Annotated in this window: 10 protein-coding genes and 1 pseudogene; 8 read left to right on the forward strand and 3 right to left on the reverse strand. The window is 37.4% G+C overall.

The window, feature by feature from the left end; all coding sequences use genetic code 11:
- The 7 genes from V7K21_RS11580 to V7K21_RS11610 form a co-directional block, all read left to right on the forward strand.
- The coding region (locus V7K21_RS11580) for a hypothetical protein (protein ID WP_335174305.1) at nt 1-527 on the forward strand (527 nt) is incomplete at its 5' end.
- An 8-nt stretch (nt 528-535) separates the two neighbouring features.
- Nucleotides 536-2,170, forward strand: a complete 1,635-nt coding sequence (locus tag V7K21_RS11585) for a hypothetical protein (RefSeq protein WP_335174307.1) — start codon at nt 536-538, stop codon at nt 2,168-2,170.
- Between the two features lie 60 nt (nt 2,171-2,230).
- Nucleotides 2,231-3,211, forward strand: a complete 981-nt coding sequence (locus V7K21_RS11590; RefSeq protein ID WP_335174309.1) for a hypothetical protein — start codon at nt 2,231-2,233, stop codon at nt 3,209-3,211.
- 59 nt (nt 3,212-3,270) lie between these two features.
- Nucleotides 3,271-3,603, forward strand: coding sequence for a hypothetical protein (locus tag V7K21_RS11595; RefSeq protein WP_335174311.1), 333 nt, complete (start codon nt 3,271-3,273; stop codon nt 3,601-3,603).
- A gap of 46 nt (nt 3,604-3,649) precedes the next feature.
- Nucleotides 3,650-4,081: a hypothetical protein gene (locus V7K21_RS11600; RefSeq protein WP_335174313.1), complete on the forward strand. Its 432-nt coding sequence runs from the start codon at nt 3,650-3,652 to the stop codon at nt 4,079-4,081.
- 66 nt (nt 4,082-4,147) lie between these two features.
- Entirely contained in the window at nt 4,148-4,870 is a 723-nt protein-coding gene (locus V7K21_RS11605; RefSeq protein ID WP_335174315.1) for a hypothetical protein, read from the forward strand.
- Nucleotides 4,870-6,528 carry a hypothetical protein gene (locus V7K21_RS11610; protein WP_335174317.1) on the forward strand — a complete coding sequence of 553 codons (1,659 nt, stop codon included), beginning with the start codon at nt 4,870-4,872 and terminating at the stop codon, nt 6,526-6,528. Before V7K21_RS11605 ends, V7K21_RS11610 begins: the two co-directional genes overlap by 1 nt.
- Before the next feature lie 524 nt (nt 6,529-7,052).
- On the opposite strand, the gene V7K21_RS11615 is transcribed toward V7K21_RS11610, so the two are convergent.
- The 3 genes and pseudogenes from V7K21_RS11615 to V7K21_RS11625 all read right to left on the reverse strand — a co-directional run bounded on the left by V7K21_RS11615 (nt 7,053) and on the right by V7K21_RS11625 (nt 11,543).
- Nucleotides 7,053-7,316 carry a hypothetical protein gene (locus V7K21_RS11615; RefSeq protein ID WP_335174319.1) on the reverse strand — a complete coding sequence of 88 codons (264 nt, stop codon included), beginning with the start codon at nt 7,314-7,316 and terminating at the stop codon, nt 7,053-7,055.
- 639 nt (nt 7,317-7,955) lie between these two features.
- Nucleotides 7,956-8,858: pseudogene (locus V7K21_RS11620) on the reverse strand (DUF4351 domain-containing protein).
- A gap of 381 nt (nt 8,859-9,239) precedes the next feature.
- The gene (locus V7K21_RS11625) at nt 9,240-11,543 is read right to left on the reverse strand and encodes an amylo-alpha-1,6-glucosidase (RefSeq protein WP_335174321.1); all 2,304 of its coding nucleotides are present in this window, start codon (nt 11,541-11,543) and stop codon (nt 9,240-9,242) included.
- 131 nt (nt 11,544-11,674) lie between these two features.
- Here V7K21_RS11625 and V7K21_RS11630 point away from each other — a divergent pair, with 131 nt between their 5' ends.
- A complete protein-coding gene (locus tag V7K21_RS11630; protein ID WP_335174323.1) occupies nt 11,675-12,286 on the forward strand; it encodes a peroxiredoxin in 612 nt (203 codons plus the stop codon).
- Nucleotides 12,287-12,384 lie beyond the last annotated feature (98 nt).

Below are 12,384 nucleotides of genomic sequence, written 5' to 3' on the forward strand. Positions count from 1 at the left end.
GGGGAGAGAGGTTGCCGTCGGCAACCTCTCTCCCCCTCCTTAAAATGATTATCATTTTTATTAACTGTATATTTTATTCTCTGGAAGTCCCTTATGAGTTAGAAAACAAAGCTTCTCTTATTGAAAGAAAAGCTAGTAATGGAGCTTGGACTTCAGCAGGACAGTTCACTATAAGTTATTTAGATTATTATGCTACTGACTTAATAGATACTATACCTGCTATGGTAAATGAATTTACTAATTCAGATTATGGTATTCCTTCTATATTGCAAATAGGAGGGTATCAAGCTTCTATAGCAGTTACTCACTATAAGAGATTAGATATTTCAATAGTAGCTTCAGCTAATATTACATTCAAATTGCAAGAGCTTGTAGGTTTAACTTGGCAGGATGTTAGTGCAGAAGTAACAGATAATGCAATTGTAAAAAGTTACTCTTTAATTAATACATCAAGTATAAAACTTATAATAACAGGTTTAACAACCAATACTGAACTATTATTAACTGGACAATTGTATAGTAATTAATAAATAAAATGGCAATAGAAATTACTCCTGATAAAGTTACTAATGAAACTATTTACATAAATGGTTTAGCAGTAATATGGGCAGGTGTTTGGTCAAATACTAAAACCTATAAAAAGAATCAAGGTGTGTTCTACATTGACTCTTCTTATAGGGCTAATAAAACTACTACTCAAACACCCTCTATTTCTTCTACAGATTGGGATAGTATAGCTTTAGGTGGAACTGGAAGTAGTGGTAACTACATACCTTTAACCGATAAAGGAATTGCATTAGGTGTAGCTACTTTAAATAGTAGTGGTAAGATTTCTGATGGGCAAATAGATGATTCTATTACAAGAGATACCGAACTTACAACCGGACTAGCTACTAAAGCAAATCAATCTACTACATATACTAAAACTGAAACTGATACTCTATTAACAAATAAAGCTAACCAAAGTACAACTTATACTAAGACTGAAGTTAATACTTTAATTTCTAATTATGACACTTTAAATGAGTTAGGAGATGTTTCTCTTACCTCCCCTACTAATAGTCAAGTATTAGCTTACAACTCTACAACATCTAAATGGACTAATCAAACAATTGGAGGTGGAGGTTCAGGTGAAACTAATACCGCATCTAATGTTGGAGTAGGGGGAGTTGGAGTTTATAAACAAAAGACAGGAGTTAATTTAGAATTTAGAAATGTTAATGCTGGGTCTAGTAAGATTACAGTTACAAATGATACAGCTAATAATGAAATAGATATTGATATAGCTGAAGCTAACTTAACTTTAGTAAATCTTGGAGGTACATTATCTATTGCTAAGGGAGGCACCGGCTCTACTACCGCCTCTTCTGCATTAGGTGCTCTAGGAGCTGCTGCCTCTAGTGATTTAACAACTCATACATCAAACACTTCTAACCCTCACTCAACAACTGCTAGCCAAGTAGGAGCAATTCCAACTAGTGCTAGAGGTACGGCTTCTGGAGTAGCAAGTTTAGATACTAATACTTTAGTACCTGTAGCTCAGATACCTAGCACTATTGCAAGAGTAACAGATATAACTGCCACTCAAGTAGGGAACACAACTGCACAATGGAACGCTAATAAAATCCAAGGAACTAATGTTTTATCTACTGCTCCTACTAATGGACAAATATTAGTTTACAGTTCAGCTAATAGTAGATGGGAACCAACAACCCCTTCTAGTAGCAGTGGTAGTAGTCCTATATTAAAACAATTTAGTTCAGGTATAGGAACTGAAACTCTTATGAGTGTTTCTAGTTCTTCTACTTATGTATCAATACCATTTACACAAATAATATTTAGTCCCTCTACAACAAGTAGCAAAGTATTAATTAGAGTTAGCTTAGGTGGTATAGATTTTACTTCAGGTAAAATGAAAATTGCTTTAACAAGAAGCAATAGTTCTGTTGGTACCTTAACTATTCAAGAAACAGTAATAGATAGTATTGATACAACTAATAAAATTTGTAATACCGTAGTCTATGATTTTGTAGATAGTCCTAATACTACTTTATCTACAGAGTATTCAATTAGAGTTGGTAATATAACCTCAGCAAATTGTTATATCAATAGAAATCTTAATTCATATCCTCAAGGTTATTCCAGCTTAACAGTTCTGGAAACTACTTAATCTGCTTATAAAATAAAATTTAAATAAGTTAATAATTAATATTAATAAATATATTTAAATATGACTAAAATTGCTTTACCTAATGGTCAATATGCTGACCAAATAGTAGCAGCACAAACTGGCGTAGGGGGTACTTATAAATTACCTGATGGTACCTATGCTCAAACTGTAGTACCTGTTGATGCTAATGGCAACGTAATAGTTGATTCTGGAGGTGGAGGTACTTCTAGCCCTGCTACTAGTACAGCTTATGGAACAGTAAAAACTAATACTACTAGCTCTACTCCAGTTGTTTATTTAAGTTCTGAAGTAGACACTTTAAATGCCTCTAATGTTAACTTAGCCGGGGCTCAAACTATTAATGGGGCTAAAACTTTTAGTTCTATAGTTAATGTAACTAATACTACAACAGCAAGCTCTACAACTACAGGTAGCTTAATTACTGCTGGAGGTATTGGAGTTGCTACTAATGGATACTTTGGAGGTAATATATATTACTCTGGTTCTGCTTTTGGTACTAGTACCACTAAAGTAAACTTAATTTCTTCTGATGATGGAACTGTAACTACTACTAGTTTGTTTAGTTCTAACCAAGGCTTAGTAATTTTAGGTCAAGGTGCCACTGAGCAAACAGTTCAACTAAAACGGGCTAGTGGTGAATACCTAAATCTATTAGCAGCTAGAGGTGGTGCTAGTGGATTGAACAACGCTTACTTCATTGATTGTGTTTCAGGTAGTGTTGGGGCAATGAGACCCTTCTTCTTTAGGATTAGGGAAACAGCTACAAGTACCGTATACAACTCACTATCTCTATTTAATACTGGTAGGGTTGGCGTTGGTAGTAACACAGATGATGGGGTTAATGCATTACAGGTTAATGGCTCAATAAAAGGTAGCCAATTTAAGCTATCTGCTCTCAATACCGCCCCAACTTCAGCAACTGATACAGGAGTATTAGGGGACATAAGAATTGATGCAAGCTACATTTATGTTTGTGTGGCTACTAATACTTGGAAACGTACTGGTTTAAGTACTTGGTAAACTAATGGCAATCACAGAGTATCAACTAAATAAACTTTAATAAAATAACAGATAAATATATGCCTAATAAAGAGACAGATAAGGCCTCTAAGTCTAATAGCCCTATTAGTATTACTTTAACTCCCTACACCGTTGTATGGCGCTATCAAGGTGATATTAAAAATGGTAACATTGTAGATGCTAAATTAGAATTGCTAATGCAACCAGAGTATAGAGATGAGCAAGGAGAAGTCTACAAGATTGAACCTTTACCTACTATCTCTGGTACCCCTGAAGAATTAGGTTTTTTAGAGGAGTTTAAAACTGTTCAAAGTAAGCTTTCGGAATTGTTAACTTCTAATGAACCCCCTAACCTTATAGAAAATAAAAACAGTAAGTATAAAGATAAATAAAATATATCCCTTCCGTTTTAGTGGAAGGGATATTAATAGGTGGCTTATGATAAAAGATTATATATTAACTAATCCTACCACTGGGGAAGAAAAATTAAATAAAATAATTGAAACTCAAAAAGTTAATAAAGCAGATATTCAACAGGATATATATCAAATAAGTTTAAATTCAATAACAACTAATGCGCTAACAGTTTTAGTTACGCTCTCAATTGTAGGAGTAGGCATATTTTTATTAGGTAAAAAACTAACTCAATTTGTAGCTAGACATTTACTTCCTGATTTAAAAGCTTATCTATCAACTCAAGAACATTTTATTAAAGCAATCAATTCTAATTCAGAAGATATCAAGAAAACTTTAGTTACCCTAGAAACTGAGACAAATGAAATTCACAATAAAATAGTTAACAAACTAGAATCAATTGAATTAGATGTTAAAGAAATAAAAATAATTGTAATTAATAAACCAAAGGTGTAATAATCCTATTTATATAGTTTTTAATATGATATCCTTTAACTACTTCAATAATTCAAGGATATGTTTTTGTCTTCATATAACGAAACCGCAGTATATAAACATAGATATCTATCAGGTAAAAGAGAGCAGCCAATTAGATGTTCTATAGTTAAAAAGGATGGTACCCAATGTAAAAATAATATAATGCTTGGCTACAAATGTTGTGCAGCTCATGGTGGTAAAGCAGCTAAAGCTAAGATTACTCATGGTTTAAATTCTAAGTTAACTAAATATCAAGATATGAGAGCTATTAAATCACTAACAAATAAAGAAAGAAAAGAACTATTGGCTACTGACTATAATAAAGAAACACTAATAGATAATAGCCTAATGCTTAGTGTCGCTATGCTTAGTAGGTTAATTGAACATCAATCAGATATTATAGAAAGGTATAACACAGCAGTAGAATTACTTAACTCTATAACTGGTTCTCCTATTAGAGAAGTAGAAGTAGCCACTAATAATATCAATGGTTTAAGTAAAGCTATTACTGATATATCTAAAGTTATTCAAGCTCACCAAGCTCAGATTAATTCCACTTTAAAGACTAGAAAAGAATTACGTGATAGAAATGAGAATGAAGCTATCCTTAAATCTTTATATGACCAAATAAGTGTAGACCCTATAACATTAATTCAAGATATGGTTAGAGGTTATTTATCTGCTAACCCTGAAGCTAAATTAGATGACCTACTAGCTTTGAAACCTGCTGATGTAGAAGTTGAATATGAGTTAGGAGAGGATGACTAATGACTTCTATCCCATCAGATTTAGAAGGTATATTAAAGTCAGAAACATTAAGACAACAATTCTTAGCTGGGGCAAATGACCCTGTATTATTTGTTAAATACTTTTTGGGAGATAAGGTAAACTTATATTTAAATGAAGTTGAAAGAATCCACCCTGAAACAGGTGACTTAGTTAAGGGTCACCCTAAGCAAAGACAATGGTTAAGACAAGCTGTTAATGCTCAAGAAGGAATATTAAAAGCAGGCAGTAGAAGTGGTAAAACTTTTGTTACTGCTCTTATGCATCTATGGTTTTTATTCTATAGAAAGCGCCCTATTACTTCTGTCTTCTATAATGACTATGGTAAAAGGTTTCAATCTATTAACTGTGCGCCTTCTCTCAAGCAGGCAAAGTTAGTAAAGGATGAATTAATCAACCTAGTTCAGGATAGCCCCTTCTTGACTAGCATAGGGTTCATTAAACATATCTCTGATGGCCAGCAACCTTTTATAGAAACTTGTTTAAATAGCATTATTTGGTTTCAAGCTACTGTTCAGAGAGGAAGATTTATTCTAGGTTTCTATTTAGATATAGCCACATTAGATGAATCAGCCTCTGAGTATGCTTTGGAACACTTACGTATGAAGATACTTAATGTCAGAGGAACTGAAGTTAGTGGGCGTAAGTACTTTATCTCTACCCCTCAAGGAGAAGGTGATACTGCTGGGCAAGGAGCTATTTATTTTAGAAAGTTATGGGCTGAGTTTAAGGAACGTAAACTAAAGAAAGATAACTCAGTTGTGATCGCAGAGTTTTCTCAGTTTGATAATCCTGTTAATCCCCCTGAAACTATCCAAGCTAACATGGTCAATATGACCCAAGCTCAGATTAGAGAGGAGGTCTATGGAAAGTTTGCTAACTATGGGTCTACATTCTTTGCTGGAAGTTACTTGGATGTAGCCATTGAAAAAGGAGAGAAACATTCCTGCTTCTTTTCCTATGACGACCCCCTTACAGGCTTCTGCTTGCCTGAGCATGGTACTAATATTAACTATCCTTATCTACCTAAAGGTGGGCCTACCTCTTTATTCTTTACTGGAGTTGATGTAGCTGGTGATACTAATGGTGACTCGACTGTATTAACTACACTTCAATTTATTGATAGAGAATTAAGAATAGTAGCCTTTGAAAGAATTAGTAAGACTCCACTATTTGACCAGAATGGAACTATTGAAAGGATTAGACGTAGGTTAAATCAATTCTCAGGGGACTTATATTATGATTCCACTGCATTAGCTGGTCAGTACTTAAAGGAAGCTATAGAGAAGGAACTAGAGCCCGAAGAAGTCTTACGTTGCACACCTATTAACAGTACTAAAAAACCTGCTAAACATAATAAACATAACCATAAAACTTTTATGCTTTCTAATCTGGCAGGAATTGTAGAGAAAGGTAAATTGGTAATTCCTTATGATGAGCAGGATAGGTTAAAGCAACTTAAGACTGAGTTAAGGTTTTATAAACTGGATGATAAAGGATTAGCTACTGATTGTGTAATGAGTTTAGCCTTAGCTGCTTATGCTTGGAAGAGGAGAAGAAGTGCCAATATTTACGGTGATGATTTGTGGGGTGAACTGGAAGAGGTAGTTTTTGAGTTGTCAATGTTGAAGGCTGCTTAATAAGCTTTTTACTTTATATATTTGCCGTACCTTGGAAGTAAATATATAGGTGATAAAAATATAATAAGAATCAAAAATGATCCCAAAACATCTCCAAAATAAAACATAATACTAAAATGTAATTGTAACCCTAATACATATAAAATATTTAAGACTATCCACAACAAGCAAGCCCTAACAACAAAAATATAAAGATTTGTGTCATTTTTTATTATAGGTGTAGTATTATTTATCCCTATTGGAGTACCTGCTAAAAATCCCATAATAGAGTTATAGAAAATTGAAATTAACACATAACATATCAGCAATGAAAACACACATACAGAAAAAGAATACTTGAATGAGGTAATAAGGGATAAAGCAATCAAATAATATAAAGAAAATAAAACTAAATTCGCAGTTCTATCATCTGATTTCACTTTTGTAACCTCTTTTATTTTAAAAGTTAGTTTAATAAAACAGGAGCTTGAAATACTTAATTTTAGAAATAGATTCAACTATTTTTTTTACTAAAATTTACTAATCTATTTTATCTGGTCGCAGTCTAAGCCATTATATATTAATATTGCTTTACCAGATTTCATTGCTTCTAACGAACCCACATTATGCCGTCTTATTCTTTCCCACTCTTGGCTAGCTACTTTCATTTGCTCACAACCCTTACGTATTTCCTCTCTGTTTTGGTAGTCTTGATAATTCTTTGATACAAAGATAATAGCAATTAGTAAAGCTATACTTCCAATTGCCTTGCCTGCCTTTTTTTTGTTATTGTCATTTAGTTCATTCATATTTTAGTTATGCGAGGTAACACTAAATTATTAAACCCACAAACAGACAAATATAGCTTTAAATATGGCAGTGGGTTTAATGGAACCTTCCATGCAAGCATCATATCTGTACTGAAACCTAGCATCTCCGCAACCCTTAAGTAATCCAATTATTAATACAAAAAAAATCAATGCTCCTAAAACTGACTGACCATTATTATTACTTTCCATATATAAGTTGTGGGTGAAGAACATTTAACTAAACTCTTAGGAGATAAGAATCTATTGATGCTTAATTTTAGTAATCTGCCCAAGTAAATCTGCTGCTGTGGTTTCCTGAGATACCACAACACACTAAGTCTATTGGCAATAACGCAAGGGGCGTGAACTTAATCACAATCAACCTAAGGGTTATTTACTACTTGCAATCTGTATCAAATTTAGCCAATGAAAACTTTAGTGTCAATAATCACTCAATATAATAAGATTATAAAACAGGTGTTGACTATTACCTGACTATGAAATAATATACCTGGAGCTGAAGCTCTTGATATGGTTGGCTTTATTTTGGGACTCATAAGCCTGGGGTCGTTGGTTCAACTCCGACCTGAGCCACTTTAAAATTTATAAGTAGTAAGAGGCAGGTTTGACCTCTAATATTCAAAACTCAGCACTAACTATTTGATGAGTTTGTAGCCAGTTGAGCAAATCAGCGATCGCACTAAAATCTAACAAAGCCTCACCCAGTGCTTCCAATTGTTCTAGAGAAAGACTCTGAATCTGTTCTCAAACCTGTTGTGGTAACTCTCCTACCCGTTTTTGTAGCTGTCGTAGTACAAGTGTTTGTGCTTGTTCCTGTTGTCCTTCTTCCTTCCCTCGCTCGTAGCCAATGCGCTCGCCTGTGGTAATGTAACTCATGGTACGCTCCTGCTCGAATTGTTTAAACTCCTGCCAAAATTCTGCTTCTAATCCTTTTGGTAAAATCATAACCCAATCGATAAAACGATAGAGGTTACGAATATCCCTTTCTTGCAGCCCTTGTTCATATAATCGCCGAATTAAACTAAATTTCCACGTTTTCCTTTCTCCCAGCTGTTTATTAGTTTGCTGGGTTTTCAAATGTGCCATTACCACCGTCGCAAAGGGATTATCGCTCTTTTCTAACTCTGTCCATCGATTTTGATAATCGAGCAGTTTGACGGTTCCAAATCTAAAATGTAGACCACAATCGGGATAATTATAACTGTATTGATTTGGTCTCCAAGTCGAGTCAGCATCGCACAAAATTGCTAGGCTAATGGCTGGTTTAGCAAATTTATCAAAAATTCGCAGGTTGTAGGAAAACATCCTTTGAGCAAAATTATCTTCCGATTTTGCCTGAATTTTGACATGAATCAACAGCCAAATTTCCTCTCCTTGAATTTGCCAGACTTTGACCAATTTATCTGCATATCTTCTACCAAGTTCTGCTTCACGGGCTATTTGTTGAAATTCCTTATCAAGAAACTCGTAGGGCCGTTCCCAATTAATTAGTGCTGCTGTTTGTGGAAAGAAAAATTGCATTGCTTGTGGGAAGTAAGCTTCTAGGATTTCTTTCCACGGGGAATCATTATCGGCTCTTTCTTGTTCCTCCTCATGTGATTGGTAGATTCATGTTCTTGATAATTAAGATGTGAGATGTGAACAGCCGATATTTTTCAGCAGGTTAAAAGTTCTTCGGTCAAGAAAATTATATACAAAAGTCAAGTCAGCAAACATAGATTTTGGGATCAAAACCACCTTTTGATGATGCTATTTTACTTGAACAACTAAATACTTTATCGCTGAAAACTTTTCATCATAAAAACTATAAATTCAGCCTGTTATTACACTTTTTGGATAAAAATTTACATTAAAATTTACAAATAGTGAATGGTGAGCTATAGCTATCTCTTCTACTCAGCACTATTTTATATGGCGGATTACTTCGGCAACTGACCAAGCTTGAGCGATCGCTCCTCTGGGTGTATGAGGTGCATCGCCATCAAAAATCTCAGAAATAGAACCAAGACCTGCGCCAGATAAGAAGTGATCTAGTAAGGGTTGCCAATCAAAAGGCAGTGATTGTTGCGGATAAAAACGTTGCCAAGCGCGAATAAATGGGCCAATTAGCCAAGCCCAAACAGTGCCTTGGTGATAAGCGCGATCGCGTTGCTCTTGGTTACCCTCATATCTCCCTTTGTATTCGGGATCTCCCGGATCGAGGCTGCGAAGACCATAGGGGGTAAGCAAGCTGGCAGTTGCCAAATCTAATACTTGACAGCCTTGCTGTGCAAAAAACCCACAATGGTGCAGTGACAGTGCCAAAACGGCATTAGGACGAATTTGAAAATTCCGGCGATCATCTGGCTCAATAGTGTCGTACAAATAACCTAGCTGAGGATTCCAAAACTTTTGCAGGGAGGTTTTCACCTGTTGTGCTTGGTGAGTATAACGTTGTGCTTGCTTAGTGAGACGCACTGGATCGCCAAACTTAAGCTCGCTCAAGCGTTCTGCCCACTGACTCAGCCAGCATAAAGCTGAATACCACAGCGCATTAATTTCTACTGGCTTACCATGACGGGGAGTGAGAGGGTCTGCCCCAATTACCACATCCATCCAGGTGAGGGCTACACCACGAGCATCCCAACTAATTAGCCCATCAGTAGCATCAACCTGAATATTGTAGCGTGTACCACCAACAAAGGCTTTGTGGATTTGTTGGACTACGGGGAATTGCTCTGCCAAAAATTCCCAGTCTTGGGTAGCTTCTAAATAAAGTCCTAAAGTTTCAATCCACCACAGCGCTGCATCGATACTGTTATAAAGTGGTTCGCTATTGGCATCAGCAAATGCATTAGGAATCAAACCGTGGCGACAGTAATGCCCAAAAGTCCCTAATACTCTTTTTGCCAAGTCAAAGCGTTGTGGAACTAGTGCCAACCCCGGTAAGGCGATTAATATGTCGCGTCCTCGGTCATTAAACCAGTGATAACCAGCAATGATTGTGGGGCCTGCAATTGAGGCTCTATAGACGATAAACTGATCGCTTGCTTTGAGTAGTTGCTGCCAGATTGTAGATTGGGGATTGGGGAACTCGGGGCCCCCTCTGGGGATAAGGGGTAATGGGGATTGGGGAGCCAGGGCTGTGGTGAGGCAGTCCGGTCTTCTCCCAAGGGGAAACGCTTTAGCGCATAGCGCAGCGTTAGCGAGTCCGCGTTCGCCCAGCCTCTCGTAGAGAGCGTTTGGGGGTTTCCCCCAGGAGGAACTGCCGAAAGGTCCCGACTTGAGGCGATTGGCGTCATGGGGCATAAGAGGCACAGGTCTAGGGATGGGGGGCAAAGGGGAGGGCAGAGCAGAGAGTTCGCTCCAGCCAAAAATCTGGCAGAGCCGATCTTGCTCTGCTTCCACGGCTTCTGCAAAGGTTTCGGAGGTGAGAACACCTGCCATAGAGTCGGGAAAACCTATTCGTGCTTCTAGAGTCACCGCATCTCCTGGTTGCAGTGTGACTATCAAGTACCCAGGACTGTAGAGGTCTTCTTTGTCGCCTAATCCCCGTTTTGTCTCCTCAGGCAATCCATAATTCCAATACCAAACTGCATCTGATTGATAATTTCCTTGTGTCCAACGCAAGTGCCAAGGTATACCAAAATGCCCATAATTTTTTGCTTGTAGACAGACTTGCTGTTGCCCAAGCAATTCTGAGAACTGTAATCCTGGACTAGCAGTTTGCTGGTGGTGAAAATCACATTCTGCTATCAGCAGTCGCAGCCGTAAAATCGCTGTATCACTTCCCTCATAGCGATATTGGATCAAAGTTCGATGGCAAAATTGGAGGTGGGCATTGGGCATTGGAAAGTGGGAAGTATGATTCTCTTCCCTACTCCCTTCCCAACCATAAGGCATCACCAATTGTCTAGTTAACTGCCAGTTATCTTGACCCCAAATCCATTTTGGCACTGGGTTAATCTCAAAACAACGTAGCAATTCGTAGCCTGTCGGTTCAATCTGACCGTTACCCCAAAAATTTGTCCCTAGTGCCACAATGCCCCCGAATACTTCTAAGCTAGCTTCTAGGTGCGAAAACAGCAGAGTCCGCCCAGAAGGCGGGTTTCTAGCGGCAAACAGCCAACCATGATAAGCGCGCGTGCGGACATCAGAAACCGTACCGCTGGTAAAACTTCCCAAGCCATTGGTAAGCAACCATTCTCTTGTATCTAAATCAGGCATTTGCTACTCAAAATCGTTATGAGTATGATATATTTGTAACAGATTGTAATTAAACTGTGAGAGCCTAGATGGGTGAGTTTTAGCTGACCCAAATTCTAACGCTACTAAACGGATAAAGGAGAATTAGGTTAATGTCCCTCACTTACGGAACCGAAGGAAGCCTCCGCGTTGGTCAACAAGCTCCCGATTTCGCAGCAATCGCTGTGGTAGATCAGGAATTTAAGACAATCAAACTTTCCGATTATCGCGGTAAATATGTCGTCTTGTTTTTCTACCCACTAGACTTTACCTTTGTTTGTCCCACTGAGATCACAGCATTTAGCGATCGCTACGAAGAATTCAATAAAATTAATACAGAAGTCCTTGGGGCTTCCGTTGACAGTGAATTCTCCCACCTCGCTTGGATTCAAACAGATCGCAAGTCTGGTGGTGTCGGCGACCTGAATTATCCTCTAGTCTCCGACATTAAGAAAGAGATTAGCGCCGCTTATAACGTGCTTGACCCAGCAGCAGGCATTGCCTTACGTGGTCTGTTCCTCATCGATAAAGATGGTATCATACAGCACGCCACCATCAACAACCTAGCTTTTGGTCGCAGCGTTGATGAAACCCTGCGGACATTGCAAGCAATTCAATATGTTCAGTCTCACCCCGACGAAGTTTGCCCAGCTGGTTGGCAACCTGGTGATCAGACAATGGTTCCTGACCCAGTGAAGTCTAAAGTATACTTCTCTGCTGTCTAAATTTTGCTAGCTACCAAACTTTAATCCATCCTATTGGAGTTGAGAGTAAAATAAATGAAAACCACAGGTAAATAGAGATACACATTAAACAGTGTCAA

The sequence above is a fragment of the Nostoc sp. genome, assembly GCF_036919595.1.
Taxonomy (GTDB): Bacteria; Cyanobacteriota; Cyanobacteriia; order Cyanobacteriales; family Nostocaceae; genus Nostoc.

Bases quoted from the DNA above. Each gene is read 5' to 3' on its own strand.
- V7K21_RS11615 (WP_335174319.1), bottom strand. From the start codon at position 7,316: ATGAATGAACTAAATGACAATAACAAAAAAAAGGCAGGCAAGGCAATT.
- V7K21_RS11630 (WP_335174323.1), top strand. From the start codon at position 11,675: ATGTCCCTCACTTACGGAACCGAAGGAAGCCTCCGCGTTGGTCAACAA.
- V7K21_RS11610 (WP_335174317.1), top strand. From the start codon at position 4,870: ATGACTTCTATCCCATCAGATTTAGAAGGTATATTAAAGTCAGAAACA.
- V7K21_RS11625 (WP_335174321.1), bottom strand. From the start codon at position 11,543: ATGCCTGATTTAGATACAAGAGAATGGTTGCTTACCAATGGCTTGGGA.
- V7K21_RS11595 (WP_335174311.1), top strand. From the start codon at position 3,271: ATGCCTAATAAAGAGACAGATAAGGCCTCTAAGTCTAATAGCCCTATT.
- V7K21_RS11590 (WP_335174309.1), top strand. From the start codon at position 2,231: ATGACTAAAATTGCTTTACCTAATGGTCAATATGCTGACCAAATAGTA.
- V7K21_RS11585 (WP_335174307.1), top strand. From the start codon at position 536: ATGGCAATAGAAATTACTCCTGATAAAGTTACTAATGAAACTATTTAC.
- V7K21_RS11600 (WP_335174313.1), top strand. From the start codon at position 3,650: ATGATAAAAGATTATATATTAACTAATCCTACCACTGGGGAAGAAAAA.